We start from the raw sequence: 19,216 nt of genomic DNA on the forward strand, positions 1-19,216 counted from the left end.
GGTAGAGGGAGGGGTCGAGGGGGTGGTTATCAAAACTCCTACATAGGTCCTATAGAGTTGTAATGGGTATATTATCCTATTTTACAACCAATTATATATAGTTCGAACGAATACTAGTCTATGATAATAGCTCATGAACATAAAAAAACACCTATCTAAGATAGGCTGTGGGACACAGGGACAGGTCCCTTGTCCCAGTCCAACTGGGTCAACGGACCTGCCCCGTTATTTTATTTACAACATTCACTCCGCCCGATGCCGAGATGACACTACCGGTGATAAAATCTGAGTTTTCCTCGCAGAGAAAGGCTATGATTCTGGCAATATCTTCGCCTGTGCCTGGACGGCCGATTGGGGTTTGTGGGTCTATTCGTTTACGGGCAGTGGTAATAGTGGCTTCTTTCATATCGCCAGTGATGTCTCCCGGGCACACCATATTTGCAGTAATTCCGTACTCGGCCTCCTCAAGGGCGATCGACTTAGTCAGCGAAACAAGGCCAACCTTCGCAGCACTGAAGGCCGCTCGATACATCCAGCCAGGCGAGCTCTCGGCATCCTGAAAGCCATAGGTGATAATTCTACCGAATTGCTGCTTCCGCATCACAGGAATCGTCAGTTTGAGGAAATGAAACACCGAACTCAAATTACCGTCAAGCATCTCATTCCACTCGTGATCCTCGTAATCTACTAATTTTTTACGTTCAAAAATATATGGTCCAGCGTTGTTGATGAGGTAATCAATTCGGCCAAAGCGGTCCATTGCTTGGGTGAAGATGTTGGTGATGTCCTCTTTATTCGTGACGTCACCTTGTACGAATTGAATGCATTCTAAATAAGAATTCCATTCCTGTTTCAGCTCTTCAACGCGCGCGACGTCACTCCTGTAATTCACCGTCACCGAGCAACCCAATTTCAAAAATTCCTCCGTTACTCTTCTGCCTAACCCCTTCGTTCCCGCTGTAATAACAGCATGTCTCACCAATCTCACCTGCCTTTCTGGGATAGAGATATGTTTATTGGATGGTGTGGGACAGAGGGACAGGTCCCTTGTCCCTGTAAAAATATGGTGGGACGAGGGACCTGTCCCCGTGACCCACAGTGAGTCGAGGATCCCTATAAACCATGGCGCTCAAGCCACCAAGTCACCCACGCCCACCGTGAACCCCCGGCCCACTTGTCCCTTATCGATTTAATAGTGTTAGGAATTCGAGGCGTGCGTCTGAACGCTGCTCGAATTGGCCTCTGACGGCTGTTGTTGTAGTTTCGGAGTTTGTTTTTCTGATTCCACGCCCACACATGCACATGTGCTTCGCTTCAATAACCACCATGGTGCCCTGCGGCTGGAGGATTTCTTCGATGGCATCTGCGATTTGATTTGTCAGTGTTTCTTGAACCTGAAACCGTTTCGCGTAGCCTTCTACCATTCTTCCAATCTTGGAAAGTCCGGTTACCTTATAGTCTGGGATGTAGCCAACATGCGCGACACCAAAGAATGGTGCAAAATGATGCTCACACATAGAGTGGAACTCGATATTTTTTACGAGCACAAGCTCACGGTGTGCAACATCAAATACTTTTTTTAGATGGTCCTTAGGATCTTCTTGATAGCCTTCGGTGTATTCGAGAAATGCTTTGAGTACCCGCTGCGGCGTTTCGATGAGCCCATCACGTGTAGGTTCGTCCCCACAAAGTTCGATTAACCCTTTTAGCCCATCCGTGACTTGCTGAGCTTGTTTGATTTTTTCTGGCTTCCCTTCAAATATACGAGGAAATTTTTCAATTATGTTTCTTTCGGCATCTGTTATTGACATGTGTCGAACCTCTTTTCGTCGATAAGCATTAATTAAACTAGTAGTTCTCCTTTCGGGCTCGATTTCCTTCCTACGAAAGGACTAATTGCCTAACGGAGAGGTTGGTTAAAAGAAGTAACTTAGGTTTTGGTTTTAACCTAGGCTTGGCCGATGGATGTGACCGTTCGGGTATTTCAGTCTCTGAGACATATTCTGAGAAACCCGGGTTCGTTTTGTCTTTGAGACCTAGTCTCTAAGACATTTCCCGTGAAACCCGGTGCAGTTTTGTCTTAGATGCCCCATCTCAAAGACATTTCCTATAAAACAAGGCTAATTTTCGTCCTTGAGCCCCACTCTCATAGACAAATTCAACTAAGCCAGGCATCATTTTGTCCGCGAAACCAAATCTCAAAACCAATTCAACCTGCTATACAGCCCAGTTTGCCCCTGAAAAACCTCTCCTACCTCCCCAAATACACCTGCTCCGCCAACATTGGCACGAGGTTGTCAAACACATGCGTGTTCCCGCTCTTGTCCACCGAGTAGCCACCGTAATACGGACTATCCTTCTCATCATTTCTGAACGCAATCATCCGATTGTAAATCTTCTCCGCTAACTCTTTTTCCCCTATCTCCATACAGTACATCAACAAAAATCCGTAAACTGATGGAGATTCATACTCGACAGTAGGCTGACCATTCCCCAATTTGTACCGCCCGTAAACCACGCCTGCCTCTGATATTTCCTTTTTTACAAACGCCAAAAAATCTTCCGACACAATCCCAAGCTTAGCTTGGTGATAGGCTGCCAGTCCTTGATCGACCATATGAACCTCGTCTGTGAAACGATAGCCGCTGGCCCCATATGATTTTGGATAAAATCCCCCCTTCATAGGTGCCTTCCGTAAAATTCCAATCGTCCGTTGAGCCTTTTCCGCATCGAGCAATCCCCGCTCCCACATCGACTCAATCGCAACTGGATCAATATAGGACAAACTTATCGTTTTCGAGCTATACCCATACTGCAAATCATAATAATCCGTTAAAAAGTCAACCTGGGACTGGGTGTTCCAAAACTCGCCGATTATCACAGCGGTCATTCCATAGTTCCCGCCCCATTTTCTCTGAGCTTGAAATAAAGCTTCCATGATTCTCAGGTCGTCCACGAGTGCATTTGTATAGACCTGACTCGTTCCCAATTCATTGAGTTTCCAGTAAATAAACCCTTCTTCCTCCATAAAATAAGCAATCAATGTCTGGTGTGCTTTTTCGAAGAGCTTTCGATTATCAACTACGATTGCGTATTGCATCCAAAGCCCAAGGGACTCTGACAGCGCCTCTCTTCCTTTTGCAAGGTCGGTTTCGAACTCATCGTCTGGAAGGACATAAGTCGCAATTGTTCCGTTCGGGTTCGTCAGCCATTTTTCAATAAAGGCCTGGGTTGGCGACGAGGATTTATTATTCCAAAATAATAAAACGATGCCGATAACAATGACAATAATGAGTAGTGCAGCGAATATTCTCACTCCTTTAACCTGAACGTTCACCTTTAACCTCTTCCTTCAAAGTTTTCTGGGACGAGGGACCTGTCCCTGTGTCCCGCGGGCCACCGACAGCCCGCGATGAGCCGACAGCACCCCCGGATGAGCCACCTCCCACAGCTCCCGCACCTGCGAATCTCTTTGTTTTGTACCATTTCACTTCTTGGCGGAGAAGGATTCTCTTTAGTTCCAAGAAGGTTGAGTAGGCGACGAGGAGAATCCAGAGCTGGGAGTAGGTGAAGTACATTAGGATGACGGTGAAAAATGTTTTCGTATTGAGTTGGTCTTTTTCCATGCTGAGGGTGAGGATGCCCTCGGTTACGAACAGTAAAAATCCAAGGATCAACAAGGCGTACGATACGTACCCAATCGTTAGGTTCAAATCAACAAATAGATTCATAATAAAAATGACGTGTGACACCATGACGCCGCCGAAGAATAATAGATACGTAAAGAAAAAGTAAAACAGGTCGACACCGACTTTTTTATTTTTGAGCTTAAAAAAGCGGAGCATGTATTTTGCGATGACGTACAGATTGCCGCGTGCCCAACGTGTGCGTTGTCGCCACCAGACCCGTAACGTCTCAGGTTCCTGTTCCCAGGTGACTGCCTCTGGGAAAAAGCGGATGTAATAGCCGAGGTTGTAGACACGAAAACTGAGTTCGGTATCCTCTGACAATGCCTTTTCATCCCAGCCGCCAAGCTCCTCGAGAATCGATCTTCTGATTGCAAAATTCGTCCCCGGGATGGTTGTCATTTTAAACCAATACCATCTTCCTGCTTGGGCGAGCCACTGGAATGTGAGCGTCTCGATGTTGATTAAACGTGTTAGAAGGTTTTTCCCCGCATTGATAACCCGAAACTTCCCGACACTCGCACCTGCCTGTGAATCATTCATTAACGCAATCGCGTGCCAGTAAATCGCATCTGGCTCTGGGGTATTGTCGGCATCATAGACACAAATAATGTCACCAGTAGCTTGTGCAAAACCAATGTTCAGTGCGGCCGATTTCCCTTTCCCACCAAACGGTGGCTTCGTGTGGATGGCTTTTATAAAATCATAATTCCGCGTGAACTCGTCAACAATTTCGCCAGTTCGGTCACTTGAATTATCGTTAATCACAATCACTTCAAGCCGATCGAGCGGATAACGTAATGAGCACATCGACTCGAGTGTGTCGCGGATGACAACCTCTTCGTTGTGCGCCGGAATGAGAATGCTCACCCTCGGGAACGGGGTGCGATTTTTCTCCCATTCACGCGCCTTTTTGCGATACTTGACCGAGTGGAGGTATCCACCCTGCATCAGGAACATATGGTAAAACAGCATCGACCAAATCTAAAAGAGGGAAATATACATAAATGTGTCAGCCATAATACCCCCTCCTCCATTTCCATCGTAAAAATAGTCCATATAGTGTAAATAGAACAACAGCGAGCGCACCCGCTCCAACCAGCACCCATGTTAAATGTTGCGCAAAGTATTTAATTTTGTAAAAAAAATAGTTAGGCGACGATTCAAACAGACCCCTATAACTGATGTCGACTTTGACGAGACCCTCCCCAGACTCAATCGTGACATTCTCGGAGCGAACTGTATTGACCCTCTCCTTCAAGTCAATCCACTCGACATTCGGAATTTTTTCAAGTTCGGCTAAAAGCATTTCAAAGCCCTCCACCCCGAGGTACGGATGGTAAAATCCAGCAACAAAGCCGTCGCGCATAACCGAGTAGCGTTGCGCTTCCTTGATCATCGTTTCAATTGCGTTCGGGTCCTTAGGGTCGACGAAGCCTATTGTTTCAGGCAGCAAGGACATGCCGTTAAAGATACTTGGCGTCGTCTCAGCTGGCGCAGTCCCCATCACCTCCCAGTTCTCGTCACTGAGCTGGACTTGACCGACGTATGTTGAAAAGTAGTCCGACAAAACGTTGTATCCGTTTTGCGACATCGTGTAGTGCGGCGCTTCAAACGCAAGTGGGAACAAACCGTAATTCACGAGCTCATCAATCCCGCGCTGAATTTTTTCTTCTATATAATCTCTCTCGAATTCGAGCTGTCTTTTTCGGAATGCCTCATATTCAGCATCAGTCGCGAAATCACGGCGCGTTTTTTTTACGGCATCTTCATTTGCCCTATGGTAAATTGGCATATTGTTATTGACATCCCAAAACTCAAAGCCTTCCCCTGTCTCTTTTGCATTGAATTGATGGGTGTAACCATGGAGCACAATGCTGCCACCATTGTTTTGCATATATTTGAGCGCTTTTAATAGATTAGGAGAGTCTGAAAAATGGTACTCTTTTTCCGTATCCGGATTGGTATAAACCGGGATGACCGCTACCATATACGGAATCTGCTTTTCTTTTAAAATCTCAGCGATTTCCATGACCTTTTTTGGGTCCGCCATTGGGTGAATGTCTTCTAGCCGGATATAGCCCGGGCGAATGCGGGCATGCTCATCCTCAAAGACCGTATGAAGCGCATCTCCAAGGAAAATCGCCTTTGTATACTCGATAATCGGTGCAGCATAGTAGTACGATTCATTTCTCCTAAGAAACAACGGATATTCATTTCCTGCACCATGACTTGCTCTCACAATTGTTGTTGCGCCCTCCGCTGTCACCTGCGAAATGGTCTGCGGAAAAATATTGATGGAGTCCGTTTCATTCGTAATTTTCGAAACCGACACATCTCCTTCGACCTTCATAAAAGAAAATCGGTCCGCAAGCTGTTCAGAGTTGTAGCCGATGGCAACGAGAGTTCCGTTAAAATTCGTGAGTGCATTTTTAAAATTATCCGGCAGTGTTTCCTTGACCTGCCCGTGATAAAAGAGGTGTGTAACGTTCGTGAGATCCTCGGGTTGTACCACTTTCGTATTTTTAAACGTTATGTCATCCGTAAAATGCCCGATAAGAAGATCCAGCACCCGCTGCTGATCCGTCATCTCCCCCGTCTGAGACGAAAATACCACTAACACCCGGTGGGATGATTTGGCATCGTGGTTCTGGGTAACGGGGACAGGTCCCTTATCCCCATCCTGGGCGAATGCCCTGTGGGATGCTAGACCTGTCCCTATGTCCCAGATTAGTAATACGGCGAGTAGTAGTGGAATGATTTTCATGTCGATTCACCTCTTTTTAGGGAGGCAACTGCAACGAAAAGTGTAATCGCGGCTCCCATTAGTACCCAAAGTGTATTATCGCGAAATAAATGGAATAATTCAGTTAGGGATAGAGGAATCACTGTCTCGTCGGGGAATGAATCACGATCGAAGTCCCCATCTACTTTGCCGTTATTCGATTCAATCCAGATCCCATCTGCCTTCACTGTGTTCTTCAACTTTTTCAAGTCAATCCACTGGACACCTGGTATTTTTTCAAATTCTTCTAAGATCTCAATAAGTCCACGTGCCCCCAAGAACGGATGATAAAAGCCGCCAATGACGCCATCTCGAACAGTTGTAAAATCATGAATGCGGGACTTCATTTCCTGAATTGACTGCGGCTCCTCATAGCGCACGTAGCGAATCGTCTCAGGCAAAAGCTTCATGCCATGAAGATAGGTCGGCTTCGTGATGTATGGCGACTCGGTCATGATGCGCCAGTCCTTGTCTGTAAGCTGAACCTGACCGATAATCGTTGAAAAGTGTTCAGACAATGTTTCATAACCCGCTTGGCTCATCGCATAATGTGGTGCCTCGAATGCAAGTGGGTAAAGCTCATACTCAACAAGATCCTGGAGCCCCTGTTGGATTCGATTGTCGATGTATTGTTGTTCATTTTGAACAATTGGCGAATTTCGTGTTGCATCCCAAAACTCGAAACCATCACCGGTTTTTGTATTTTCGTATTGGTCTGTGTACCCGTGAAGAATGATGCTGCCGCCATTGTCCTTCATGTATTTGAGGGCCGCGCGAACATCTGGCGCATCCTTGATGTGGTACTCCTCGTCCGTTTCCCGGTCGAGATAGACCGGGGTGACCGATACCATATAAGGAATATCGCGTCGCTTTAGAATTTTCGCAATCTCCATCAGCTGGTTCGAATCTGAGGCTGGATTGACGTCCTCTAGTCTCAGATAAACCTGGGTTGGCGCTCGGTGTTCCATGTTGAATACTTCATGCAAGGCCTCAGCTAAGAAATTGGAGATAGGCGGAAACAAATTATTTGTCGCGTAATAATATTTATTTTCCTTATTGACTAGGAGTGGGTAGGATTGGTTGGATTGTTTCGCTTCGATTAGAGTTTTGGCGGTGGATTCTATTTGGATGATGGTGGTCGGGTCAACTTTAATAGTCTTATTTTCTTCTGGAAGATAGAGTTCCTCAGTATACATCTTGGTTTTACTCGCTTTTATAAACGGAAAAATTGCTTGTTGCTGTTCGATATTGAGACCTATTGACATGATCGTGCCGTTGAATGTGGCCATGATGTCGATAACCTTGGGTGGCAGCTGTTCCTGCGTTTGTCCATAGTAAAAAAGATGGGTCACACCCTTCATATCCCCGGCCCCAACCTCGCTGCTATTTTTGAATGAAATGTCTTCTGTAAAGTGGCTTATCAGCATGTCCAGAAGGCGCTGATGCTCATCGACTTGGTTGGTTTGCGATGAGAAAATGACCAGCACTTTCGGATCTTTCGCAGCCGCTTTCGATGTTGGTGCATAAACGAGACCAATGATTAGGGCAATGCTCATGATGATTTTCCAATTAATGTAGGTTTGTTGATTCATACCATTACCTCACATTTATTGCGTCCTATAACGAGTACTCAGACAGGTTGGGGGTTGGAAAGCCTCCATGGCTGGCCTCCCTTCCTTTCCTCCTACCCAGACGAAAATGGACCTTTCGCTGAATGAAAAAATACTCATGTAAGTAAATTTATGAGACCTCTTTCTAATTTAGTATCATAATGTACATGTTCTCAAAAAAGAATTTTTTGGGACAAGGATGTGGGTCACAGGGACAGGTCCCTTGTCCCGGGACCGTGCTTGGGACGAGGGACCTGTCCCTCCGTCCCATTTTTGCCGTACTACTTTTGTAGTATTTTGCTTGGAATGGTATGGTTTTCCAACCTTTTTCATTGCGGTACCGAATGTTTTATGAGTAAACTTTTTATGAAATATTTAAAAAGTTTAATAATATTAAAGATTTTTAGTTTTGGGGGGCACTCTTTTTATGGTTTTAAATGAAGTGAAAAATGAGGAGCAAAGGAGGGATTCTCATTTAAGTCAGTTGGCTTCGGTTGGCCAAATTGCGGCGGGGATTGCCCATGAGGTGCGAAACCCATTGACAGCCGTGAAAGGATTTTTGCAACTTCTTCAGCAGGAGGAGGAGCATGCTTATCTCGATATTGCGCAGAGTGAACTCGATAATGCGCTTGTCACCTTGAACAATTTGCTTCAGGTGTCCAAGCCTGATTTGGAGGACGAGGACGCGCAATCAATCCATCTTGCTACAGAGTTGGAATCCATTCTGACCCTATTTTTAGATAAATTATATGAAATTGAGATTGTTACGGACTTCCAAAGTACAGACGCAACGATCGTTGGCAAGAAAAATCAGTTTAAGAAAGCTTTTTTTAACCTGATAAAAAATGCAATTGAATCCATTGAGGGGTCGGGAAACATTTCAATTACACACCGTGCTGACGAAAAGGAAGTCATGGTCATTATTCAAGATTCGGGTGTCGGTATCCCAAAGGAAAAAATGAATCTACTCGGAACGCCGTTTTTTTCAACAAAGGACGCCGGAACCGGGATGGGACTCGCTCAAGTATTCTCCGCAGTATACCAGCATGGCGGTGATATTTCGGTCAAAAGCGAAGAAAATGTAGGAACAACTTTTACAATCAAACTACCAAGGCATCACAATACGATAAATCGGGGTGTACGAAAATTGGACGTTGTATACAAAGATTCCATTAAAGAGTATTTCCTAGCAAACAAAGGACTTTTTGAAGAAAAGCTACTTGAAGAAGCCATCAACGTGAAGGATAAAATTCAAGATATTCATAGAATCGGGGACATCAATCTTCTCGAGAACGCGCACAAACTCGTAGTCTTTATCGTTGAAGAGCGCCAGCATGAGTTGATTACTTTCGCAAAACAAGAAGGTGTCGCCTGGGCAAAAAATTCGCTGACAGTTGCGTTTAAGCTTGAGTGGGTCCAAGCCATTCGGCGTACACTATGGGACTTTCTGTACAATTATGATCTATTATCCAATATTGAAACCAACCGAGAAGACTTCTTCTCACTTGAAAAAAGGGTAAACGTTCTATTGGACTACTTCTTTACACACTTTTTCATCAGTTATTCAAGGTTCAAGGACGAACTACTTGAGTCGCAGAGACAGCTTGTTGAAAATCTGTCTGTGCCGATTATCCCTATCAACCAGGAAACGCATATCATTCCGCTAATTGGAGGAATTGATAAAATACGTATACTGACAATTGAAGATAAAATATTAGCTAGCATTGAAAATGAACATATTCGCACGCTAATCATGGACCTATCCGGGGTAGCGTTTATGGAGAATGAAGTCATTTTTCGCTTTATGAAGCTGATTGAGGGCGTTAAAATGATGGGTTGCCAAACAGTCCTCACTGGCATCCGCGCCGAAATTGTGAAAAAGATGATTGCGTTGGACGTCAGTATTTCGGATATCGCCGATTCGAAAGGTACGCTGCAGCTGGCATTGAATGACTATTTGTTTACTGGGGTTGCTGCGGAGTAGTTTTTCATAAATCGCTTCTGTTCGTGGGACAAGGTACCTGTCCCTCCGTCCCATTGAAAAAAGCCTTCAGATTATTTTCTGAAGGCCTTTAGTATCTGACTAGTTAGTATTTTCGATGATCATGGCGATTCCTTGGCCTCCGCCGATACAGAGGCTAACTATTGCATATCTTTGGCCACGTCGTCTTAGTTCATATGCTGCTGAGAGCAGGATTCGAGTGCCGCTTGCGCCGACTGGGTGTCCAAGTGCGACGGCACCTCCGTTAACATTCGTTTTCTCTCTATCTAGTCCGAGTTCTTTTTCGACTGAGAGGTATTGGGCGGCAAATGCTTCGTTCACTTCGACCAAATCCATATCAGCTAAACTGAGTCCCGCTCGTGCAAGAGCTTTTTGAATGGCCGGTACTGGTCCAATTCCCATGATGGTTGGGTCGACCCCAGCTACTCCCCACGAAACGACTTTCGCAAGAGGTTTCAGCCCATTTTCACGAACGGCTTTTTCACCCGCAACAACTACCGATGCAGCACCATCATTGATGCCGGATGCATTCGCGGCGGTAACTGTTCCGTCTGATATAAACGATGGGCGAAGTTTGCTCATCGACTCCAAATTCGCTGTTGGTTTGATGTGTTCATCTTTATCTATAAAAATACTACCTTTTCTTGTTTTCACCTCAACCGTAACAATTTCTTCTGCAAAGGTTCCGTTCTCAGCGGCCCTAGATGCTCTTTGGTTTGATTCGACCGCAAAATTGTCTTGTTCTTCACGGGAAATTGAATACTGATTGGCTAGTTTTTCAGCTGTCATGCCCATACCTTTTCCTGTGTATTGGTCAGTAAGGGTTGTTAGCAGCATGTCTTCAAACTGAAGATTACCCATTTTTGACCCGCCAAATCGTTGCTTAAAATTTGCATAAGGGGATTGGGACATGTTCTCAGTTCCCCCTGCCAGCACGATGTTGGCATCATCTACTAAAATATGATGAGCGGCCGAAACCACTGATTGCAGACCAGATCCACAAAGGCGGTTGACCATAAACGCGGGTACTTCCTGAGGAACTCCACTATGTAGTGCAATATGCCGTGCCAGGTAGGATGCATTTTTTTCCGTATGAATCACGTTTCCGTAAATCACATGATCAATTTGCGCCGGGTCGACCTTTGACCGCTTCATAGCCTCAACTGCCGTCGCACGTCCTAATTCGGTTGCTCCTGTTCCTGCAAACGATCCTCCAAAACTAGTGAATGCCGTACGGGCTCCATCAATAATAAAAATTGGTTCCATGACAATACCTCCTTTTACACTAGTTTACCATGATATCAACCACATTGTAATGAATATTCTGACTAGTACACTTTTAGAAGGAGGTGTACATTTCTGCACACCTAAGCTTAGACTCATTCAGTTGTCTTATGCCGAATCGTGGTTGCGTTTCTGTCGATTCATGGATGCACTTAAGTTTGTCGAATTCTGGCTGTTCTAATCAGAGGGAGAACTATAAAAATATGAGAGCTATGTATTCAAAATGAAACGCTGGGATTATGATATGTGGACTTTTTAGAAGTAGGTTCGCTGCGTTTCAGCAAAGCGGATGTAGGTCTTAAGTAGTATTTCTGTTTTTATAATAATCGACAATTCGACAAAACATCTGTGAACTTGGTCACTTTTTTTAATATTTTTTGCAATTTTTTTAAGTTTTTCTTTTTTCAATTTACTCAAACGTGAAGTATCACTATATCATACGTTACATACGACACCTTCCCTACCCCCTCGTACGTGAAGTTTACCATTTGGACTCCCCTCCTTATAACCTAGTAAATTGGTGTTACCGGCGGAATAACTGAGGAACGCGTTTTTTAAAAGGACCATTTTACATGGAATTTGAGGAACTTGCAGAACAATATAAACCATTAATTTTTCAAGTGATCAAAAGCTTGCGCTTGTACGGAGACAGAGAAACATTTTTTCAGATTGGCTTGATTGGACTTTGGGAAGCATCGACCCGCTTTAACCCTCGGAAAGGTGTTGAATTTTCGACATTTGCCTTTTCAACCATTCGAGGGAAGCTCCTGGATCATTTAAAAAAGGAGGTTCGATATCAGGAACACTACCAGCCATCAGGGGAACAGATTTTTATGAAACTCGCGGATTGTTCGGAGGGCTTTCAAGAGGATTTGATCGAGATGTATGGGGATAAATTGACGAAAAATCAGGTGAAATGGGTTCAAGGCCGGATTATTGAGGATAAAAGTTATAAAGAAATCGCAATTGAGCACGGTGTTACTGTGGAATCGGTGAAATCTTGGGGGAAGCAGGCCGTTAAAAAGTTACGAGAAATTATTATTTTAGAATAGTAATTTCAGAGGTGTTTTTCCCAAACAAACATTTGATTGAAATACGATTTTGTGTTCACACAAACGTTTGATTGAATTTTACGTTATTCAGTTTGTGAGATTGCTAGTTCAAACAAACGTTTAATTGAATGCAAACAAGCGCTTGTTTGAGTTTTTGGCTCATTTTTTGAGGATAATACATGATTAGGATTGTGTGGCAATGGGCAACAATGTATGGTGAGGTGAGAACATGATTAAGAGGTTGCTAATTCTCGCAATCATTGTGGAACTTGGCGTGTTTTGGGCTGTGATTCAGGAAAGGGAATCGGTCCAAGTCCAAGTGACAAAATTGCCGCATCGCGAGCTTCATTTGGATAGGAAAAAGGTCCCTGCTGCTGAACCGGAACCTGCGGTTGAAACAGCGGCGACGACTGACCCTTTGGCGGTAATAAAAGACAAATATACGGTTGAATTTGAGAGTCTGGAGAAGGAAACAAAAAAGAAAGCGAAGGAATTGTTAGCTCAGGCCAAGGCAGACTTTGTTGAGGAATCCGCTGATGGAATGGCCGTATTGCAGGTCATGAGCAGTTATTATAATGAGTTCAAGACGCTGGAAAAAGATACGGATGTGGCTTTCGAGAAGATTTATTCAGAGCTTGAGGCCGAGCTTGAGGCAGGCGGCTATTCGAAGGACGAGGCCACCCCGTTCCGGGATGAATACGAGGAAAAGAAGAAGAAAATGCTGAAAAAAGCACTCGAGGTTCAGGGTAGTTATGAGTGAGGGCGTGGGGCTGTGTGTTGAATTGAGAGGATTACGACCTATGCGGTGCGAATTGTGCTCTAGGTTGGGCGGTTTTTGCCATGAGTTGATAGGATTGCGCACTATGTCCGAGCATTTGCGCTTTATTCGACGGAATTGCGCTTTATTCGACGGAATTGCGTTTAAAGCTCAAAGAATTGCGTAATAACCATTCTAGGAACTCCCCCGCTTTTAATACGCTGTAGAATCGGCATATAAAAAAGATCAGGTGCGGTTAAACATTGAAAATTGACAAAAGGAAGTATTCACCAAACTACCTTGGTTTGGCGTGCTGATTACTTCTTTTTCAACATTCTTCTTTTTTTGCTACTAATGCCACCTCAACAAGTTGAATTAAGCGATTATTAAGATTATAATAAAGATATAATAAAAAAGATCAGGTGCGCTAACACCTGATCAACACAGTTACATGCCGCAAGTGAGCGGCTTGCCCATGAACATAGTAGTGATACCAAAAAGAAGTAACTACCTAAATCCTAGGCGTGGATAGGCGGTTACTTCTTTTTGTTTTCAACGAACAACATTACCACAATTGTGATGACCCCTAGCAAAACTAAATTAGCTTCCATTGCCACGGTCATTGCCTCGTATGTCGTCATCTTTACCACCTCCCTTCTACCAGGAAGTGGCTAACCGCCCACCGCTTTATGTAACTGCAACTCTATTTTAACATTTCAGATAATAGATTACTAGCAAAAACAGAACATTTGTTCCTACTTTGTTCTACCCTCAAAAATATTATTTTTGCGCGATAACAGTTACAAGATGTGGTAGAATTATAAAAAAAATCAAAAAAGGAGTATCCTACCTTGAACTTATTTGACAAGTTAGTTTCAACTTATGATCTATCATTAGATAAAAACGGTGTAAGTGGTGAGCGTTTGGCGTCTCGCCTGTCTGCTCTTTCAGAAATTGGGTTAACTGCAGACAACGGTTCACACCGAACTGGATTTTCCCCCGAGGAACAGGCAGCAAAAGATTTGGTAAAGCAATGGATGGAGGAAGCTGGTCTCGTTGTAACTCAAGACGGAGCTGGAAATGTTTTCGGCCGCATCGATGGTAAAAATCCAAATCTACCAGCGCTTATGTCTGGTTCCCATGTTGATAGTGTTCCAAACGGCGGACATTTTGATGGTCCACTTGGTGTACTTGCGGCGCTTGAGGTGGCTAGTGCATGGAAACAAACTGGTTTTGTGCCGGAACGACCATTTGAAGTTGTTATTTTTACTGATGAAGAAGGCGCCCGTTTTAATGGAGGTTTTAGTGGAAGTGCAGCCATGATTGGGGAAGTAACAAGAGAGGAATATCTTGCAAAAACTGACTTCAATGGCGACTCTTTTACAAATGTTTTAGAGAATATCGGACTTTCAGTTGACGGATATTTTAATTCAAAAAGAGATCTTTCCAAACTTGAGGCGTTTGTGGAATTACATATTGAACAAGGTAAAAGATTGGAGAAAGCTGGGGTGCCAGTTGGAATTGTGACTGGAATCGCTGGTCCATGTTGGTTACGAATGACATTTTCGGGACTTGCCGGACATGCGGGCAACACCCCAATGGACGACCGCAAAGATGCGTTGGTTGCAGCAAGCCAGTTCATTCATGAGGTCCAATCTCTGCCTGGACAGGTAAGTTCATCAGCGGTTGCAACCGTTGGAAAAGTCGATGTACTGCCAAATGGCGCAAACGTCATCCCGGGTGAGGTTCGCCTGACAGTTGACATTCGTGATATCAAAAAGGAAACACGAGACCGACTTATTGAATTGGTGATTGAAAAAGCTCAAACAATTTCTGAAGCACATGGGATCGCACTTCAATATGAAGAAACTTTCCGTGAAGCACCTGTTCCGATTAGTGAAGACATGCAGAAAAAGCTTGAAAAATCTGTGGTTGCCCAAGGAATTGAGCCGGTCTATTTACCAAGCGGTGCTGGGCACGACGCGATGATTGTGGGACATGTATTGCCGGTAGCGATGATTTTTGCTCAGAGCAAAGACGGCATTAGCCATAACCCAGCTGAGTGGACTCCTTTGAATGACTGCGTTCAGTCTGTCCATGTGTTGAAAGATTTTGTGGAGAAATTTGATCATTGATTAGAGTAAGCTTGTTTTAATCTTATAAATATTACAAGAGGATGCACGGATTTTTGTGCATCCTTTTTATAATTTCAGCAGGTCTCCCACCCCATAGTTGTATCCTTTTAAGGTGTGGTCCCTTACGGCTTGATTGGCTTTGTGGATCTCTTTTTCTCAGTGTATTTAATGATGACTTCGTGTTATTGAATGATTTGCCTTTTTCGCTCTTTACTATATAGCTGGCAATTCGGTTATGTATTGGTAGGTGTCATTACATACAACTGAAGAAAATGGATAATATTAATAATGTTCGTTTTGCACCATTATCATTAATCGGGGGTCAGGCAATATGCAGATGGAGCATTATATCTTGGGAGCCATGTGGCTATTCGGATTTGGTTGTTTTTTTCTTTTTATTCCCCGCCAAAATCGGCGCGAGGGAGTTTTGGCGCTGATTATGTTTCAAGGCATTATTTGGCTTTGTGACATGCCTTCCTTTTATTACGGGTTAATAAGCGCCCCAGTCCGATTGCTCCCTAAAGCAACAGATCTTGCCCTTACCATCGATTATATTTTCTACCCAGTCTTGTTTTCTATCTATTATGTTCAACAGAGAAAATATGTCCATAAAAGAAAAAAGCGCAACTGGACAACCTTCTTTTCATGGGTCACAATTGTGACGGTTTTCGATATTCTAATCGAGAGATATACAGATTTATTAGAATATGGATCACTTACAAGGTACGGAATGGTGGTTTATATCGCCTTTCTTTTTTACGTAAGCGAGGTCTGCTGTAACTGGTTCTATCGTCAAAATTCTATATCTCAAGCAAGCGGTGGATGACCCATGAGAATTGAATGGTGGATCCTGATATTAGTTTATTTCGTATCAACAGGAATTCTATTTTTCATCCCAAAACAAAAGATTCGTTTGGCAGTTGTTGCATTTTTATTCAAACAGATTATTACTTTTCTCATTGGCTTAGTGGTCGTTGAGTTAGGATGGCTTGAATACCCAATACGATTATTTCCTTCCATTAATCGAGCAAGTTTCACGTTTGAGTTTTATGCATTTCCTGTTATCTGTGCCCTCTTTAACACACGGTATCCCAATAACCGGAGTGCCCCAATTATATTAAGTTATTATGTTCTTTTTTGTTCAGTGATGACAGTTGTAGAAGTTATGATTGAAAAATACACTGAGCTCATCACATATGTACACTGGGAATGGTATTTTACCTGGATTTCGTTATTTATTACATTTTATCTGTCTCGTTTATTTTGTCTTTGGTTTTTTTTAAACGAGAAAGCTATATATTTCAATGAGGAATAAGGATTTATAGAGCCATTTCGCAAACGCCAAGAAATATCTTCATGTACTACTCGTAATCATGGTTTACATCTTATTTGCTACTTTTTTTGTCGATGGGAAAAATGCAACTAATCAACTATCTACACCCATTTTTCTATTATTCTTGAATCCCGTTTGTATGTGGTTTTTTCTACGTAACCATGACTATAAGTCTTTAGTTTTTGTATGTCATGGTTACAGCAGCTGAAATATAAATTACGGGGAAATGGATATTATCGCTTTTATCCGCAAATTTGCGTCTCGCTAACTTACTCATACACATATTTCGACAATTTTCATCAAGTTGTACAATCCTATAAAACCCTGCTATTTCAGCATCCAGTATGTTACACCTCATCTATAGCCACCCTCTTCCTCTTACATTTCCAACACCAACCATTTACAAATTTCGCGTGCCGTAATAGAATAAGTACATACCATTTTGAATATCGGCATTCACTCATATAATCACGGGGATATGGCCCGTAAGTTTCTACCAGCGTACCGTAAATGCGCTGACTATGAGTGAGCAATGGGAATGCATTTATGCTTATTCCGCTTCCTTCGTGAAAGCCTGAAGGTCATTGACTCACTCGTAAATGAGGAGTGCAATGATGTTCAGGCTTTTTTATTTTAAAGGAGGAAGTTTGCTTGGAACTTTTACAGCAGAAAATTATCAATGAAGGTAGAGTCCTTTCCGACCACGTTCTTAAGGTTGACGCCTTTTTAAATCACCAAATAGATCCTGTGTTAATGGTGGAAATCGGTAAAGAGTTTGCACAACGATTTCAGCATGACCAAATCACCAAGGTTTTAACAATCGAGTCCTCAGGGATTGCGCCTGGCATGATGGCAGCGCTTGAACTTGGGGTCCCTGTGATTTTTGCTCGAAAAAGAAAATCTCTTACTCTAGTAGATGACCTACTCACAGCGTCCGTACATTCTTTTACGAAAAATGAGACCAATGAAATTTCCGTTTCTCAAAAGTTCCTTGAACCAACAGATAATGTGCTAATCATTGACGACTTTTTAGCAAATGGGCAAGCTGCTCTAGGCCTAACTGAGATTGTTGAAAAAGCTGGCGCTAAAACAGCCGGAATTGGAATTGTAATCGAAAAATCCTTCCAAGATGGTGGAAAAATGCTTCGCGACAAAGGTTTCAAAGTTGAATCACTTGCTCGCATCCAATCACTACAGGGTGGAAAAGTTACATTTTTAGAAGAAGTGGGGGCTGGTCGTTAATGAAGGAGAACTTATTTAAAACCGCATCTCTTGGAATTCAACATGTACTCGCGATGTACGCAGGAGCCGTGATTGTGCCACTTATCGTCGGAGGCGCTATCGGGTTAACTGGTGAACAGCTCACGTACCTCGTTGCAATCGACCTTTTAATGTGTGGAATTGCAACCCTGTTACAAGTTTGGAAGAATAAATACTTTGGAATCGGGCTACCAGTTATGCTAGGTTGTACGTTCACAGCGGTTGGACCGATGATTTCAATCGGCGCAGACTACGGAGTATCCGCGATTTACGGTTCGATTTTAGTTGGCGGAGTATTCCTCGTCCTTGTTTCAACGATATTTGGTAAGTTAATAAAATATTTCCCTCCAGTTGTGACAGGGTCAGTTGTTACCATCATTGGTATCACACTTATTCCTGTTGCGATGAACGACATGGCAGGCGGACAAGGAAGCGCAGATTTCGGTTCGCTTCAAAACCTTGCATTATCATTTGGAACACTTATTTTCATCTTAGTGTTATACCGTTTTGCCAAAGGATTTATGCGTCAAATCGCCATTCTACTTGGATTAATCATTGGAACGATTGTATCTTACTTCTTAGGGCGCGTTGATTTTTCAGCTGTCACTGAGGCGAATTGGTTGCACATGCCAGAGCCGTTTTACTTTGGTATGCCAACATTTGAACCTTCCGCAATCATTACGATGATTCTCGTGCTAATCGTGGGACTTGTTGAAGCATCAGGCGTGTACTTCGCACTTGGTGATATCACTGGTAGAAAGTTGTCTGAAAAAGAATTGTCAAAAGGCTATCGTGCAGAAGGTATTGCGACTATTTTAGGTGGAATTTTCAACGCATTTCCATATACAACGTACTCACAGAACGTTGGACTTATCCAACTTTCTGGTGTAAAAAAGAACACCGTGATATACGCAGCAGGCTCATTTCTAATCATCCTTGGATTCATCCCAAAAATCAGTGCATTCACAACTGTCATCCCAACACCAGTTCTTGGGGGTGCGATGCTTGCGATGTTTGGAATGGTTATTTCTGCAGGCATTAAAATGCTAAGCAAAGTTGATTTTTCATCACAAGAAAATCTATTGATCATGGCATGTTCAATCGGTATGGGCCTTGGTATCACAACCGTCCCAACCCTATTCTCAAATCTACCTGAAGGCGTCCAAATCCTAACAAGCAACGGAATCGTCATCGGAAGCCTAACAGCCATCATCATGAACCTAATTTTTATGAAAAAACCGGCCAACCAAACAGTCCAAATCCTAGAAGGCCAAAAAGCATCCTAGGAACACAGGGACAGGTCCCTCGGTTC

General features: G+C 43.4%; 14 protein-coding genes, 1 pseudogene and 1 riboswitch. Of the genes and pseudogenes, 8 read left to right on the top strand and 7 right to left on the bottom strand.

The features are described 5' to 3' along the window. Positions 1-208: 208 nt before the first annotated feature. The 6 genes and pseudogenes from NST91_RS23960 to NST91_RS23985 form a co-directional block, all read right to left on the bottom strand. Positions 209-979: an SDR family oxidoreductase gene (locus NST91_RS23960; protein ID WP_341333160.1), complete on the bottom strand. Its 771-nt coding sequence runs from the start codon at positions 977-979 to the stop codon at positions 209-211. Between the two features lie 202 nt (positions 980-1,181). Then, on the bottom strand, positions 1,182-1,811 hold the full coding sequence (folE, locus tag NST91_RS23965; RefSeq protein WP_341333161.1) for a GTP cyclohydrolase I FolE: 630 nt from the start codon (positions 1,809-1,811) through the stop codon (positions 1,182-1,184). Between the two features lie 440 nt (positions 1,812-2,251). Further along, on the bottom strand, positions 2,252-3,337 hold the full coding sequence (locus tag NST91_RS23970; protein ID WP_341333162.1) for a hypothetical protein: 1,086 nt from the start codon (positions 3,335-3,337) through the stop codon (positions 2,252-2,254). Between the two features lie 127 nt (positions 3,338-3,464). Further along, positions 3,465-4,661: pseudogene (locus NST91_RS23975) on the bottom strand (glycosyltransferase family 2 protein); the annotation flags it as partial. A 37-nt stretch (positions 4,662-4,698) separates the two neighbouring features. Then, positions 4,699-6,453, bottom strand: coding sequence for a DUF2334 domain-containing protein (locus NST91_RS23980; RefSeq protein WP_341333163.1), 1,755 nt, complete (start codon positions 6,451-6,453; stop codon positions 4,699-4,701). Further along, positions 6,450-8,063 (bottom strand): DUF2334 domain-containing protein, encoded by a 1,614-nt coding sequence (locus NST91_RS23985; RefSeq protein ID WP_341333164.1) that lies wholly within the window; start codon positions 8,061-8,063, stop codon positions 6,450-6,452. Before NST91_RS23985 ends, NST91_RS23980 begins: the two co-directional genes overlap by 4 nt. Positions 8,064-8,508: 445 nt before the next feature. On the opposite strand from NST91_RS23985, the gene NST91_RS23990 reads away from it, so the two are divergent. Beyond that, positions 8,509-10,065, top strand: coding sequence for an ATP-binding protein (locus tag NST91_RS23990; protein ID WP_341333165.1), 1,557 nt, complete (start codon positions 8,509-8,511; stop codon positions 10,063-10,065). 99 nt (positions 10,066-10,164) lie between these two features. Here NST91_RS23990 and NST91_RS23995 read toward each other — a convergent pair whose 3' ends face one another. Further along, complete coding sequence (locus tag NST91_RS23995) at positions 10,165-11,349, bottom strand: acetyl-CoA C-acetyltransferase (protein WP_341333166.1); 1,185 nt, start codon at positions 11,347-11,349, stop codon at positions 10,165-10,167. A gap of 590 nt (positions 11,350-11,939) precedes the next feature. Here NST91_RS23995 and NST91_RS24000 point away from each other — a divergent pair. The 7 genes from NST91_RS24000 (at position 11,940) to NST91_RS24030 (ending at position 19,190) form a co-directional block, all read left to right on the top strand. Then, entirely contained in the window at positions 11,940-12,419 is a 480-nt protein-coding gene (locus tag NST91_RS24000; protein WP_341333167.1) for a sigma-70 family RNA polymerase sigma factor, read from the top strand. Between the two features lie 229 nt (positions 12,420-12,648). Then, the gene (locus NST91_RS24005) at positions 12,649-13,179 is read left to right on the top strand and encodes a hypothetical protein (RefSeq protein WP_341333168.1); all 531 of its coding nucleotides are present in this window, start codon (positions 12,649-12,651) and stop codon (positions 13,177-13,179) included. A gap of 848 nt (positions 13,180-14,027) precedes the next feature. Then, positions 14,028-15,311, top strand: coding sequence for a M20 family metallo-hydrolase (locus tag NST91_RS24010; protein WP_341333169.1), 1,284 nt, complete (start codon positions 14,028-14,030; stop codon positions 15,309-15,311). A gap of 361 nt (positions 15,312-15,672) precedes the next feature. Then, positions 15,673-16,137, top strand: coding sequence for a CBO0543 family protein (locus NST91_RS24015; protein ID WP_341333598.1), 465 nt, complete (start codon positions 15,673-15,675; stop codon positions 16,135-16,137). 3 nt (positions 16,138-16,140) lie between these two features. Then, positions 16,141-16,626, top strand: coding sequence for a CBO0543 family protein (locus NST91_RS24020; protein WP_121445519.1), 486 nt, complete (start codon positions 16,141-16,143; stop codon positions 16,624-16,626). 458 nt (positions 16,627-17,084) lie between these two features. Beyond that, positions 17,085-17,186: riboswitch (purine riboswitch) on the top strand. Positions 17,187-17,295: 109 nt separating this feature from the next. Beyond that, positions 17,296-17,886, top strand: a complete 591-nt coding sequence (locus NST91_RS24025) for a xanthine phosphoribosyltransferase (RefSeq protein ID WP_121445517.1) — start codon at positions 17,296-17,298, stop codon at positions 17,884-17,886. Continuing rightward, a complete protein-coding gene (locus NST91_RS24030; protein WP_121445516.1) occupies positions 17,886-19,190 on the top strand; it encodes a solute carrier family 23 protein in 1,305 nt (434 codons plus the stop codon). The genes NST91_RS24025 and NST91_RS24030 overlap by 1 nt, the downstream gene beginning before the upstream one ends. Positions 19,191-19,216: the final 26 nt, after the last annotated feature.

Origin of the sequence: Ferdinandcohnia sp. FSL W7-1320, assembly GCF_038050315.1 — a bacterium.
In the GTDB taxonomy this organism is placed as follows: Bacteria; Bacillota; Bacilli; order Bacillales; family Bacillaceae_L; genus Ferdinandcohnia; species Ferdinandcohnia aciditolerans.

Excerpts from the sequence above, each read along its gene's own strand:
- NST91_RS24000 (WP_341333167.1), top strand. The coding sequence starts at position 11,940 with ATGGAATTTGAGGAACTTGCAGAACAATATAAACCATTAATTTTTCAA.
- folE (WP_341333161.1), bottom strand. The coding sequence starts at position 1,811 with ATGTCAATAACAGATGCCGAAAGAAACATAATTGAAAAATTTCCTCGT.
- NST91_RS24030 (WP_121445516.1), top strand. The coding sequence starts at position 17,886 with ATGAAGGAGAACTTATTTAAAACCGCATCTCTTGGAATTCAACATGTA.
- NST91_RS24005 (WP_341333168.1), top strand. The coding sequence starts at position 12,649 with ATGATTAAGAGGTTGCTAATTCTCGCAATCATTGTGGAACTTGGCGTG.
- NST91_RS23985 (WP_341333164.1), bottom strand. The coding sequence starts at position 8,063 with ATGAATCAACAAACCTACATTAATTGGAAAATCATCATGAGCATTGCC.
- NST91_RS23990 (WP_341333165.1), top strand. The coding sequence starts at position 8,509 with ATGGTTTTAAATGAAGTGAAAAATGAGGAGCAAAGGAGGGATTCTCAT.
- NST91_RS24015 (WP_341333598.1), top strand. The coding sequence starts at position 15,673 with ATGTGGCTATTCGGATTTGGTTGTTTTTTTCTTTTTATTCCCCGCCAA.
- NST91_RS24020 (WP_121445519.1), top strand. The coding sequence starts at position 16,141 with ATGAGAATTGAATGGTGGATCCTGATATTAGTTTATTTCGTATCAACA.
- NST91_RS23980 (WP_341333163.1), bottom strand. The coding sequence starts at position 6,453 with ATGAAAATCATTCCACTACTACTCGCCGTATTACTAATCTGGGACATA.
- NST91_RS23995 (WP_341333166.1), bottom strand. The coding sequence starts at position 11,349 with ATGGAACCAATTTTTATTATTGATGGAGCCCGTACGGCATTCACTAGT.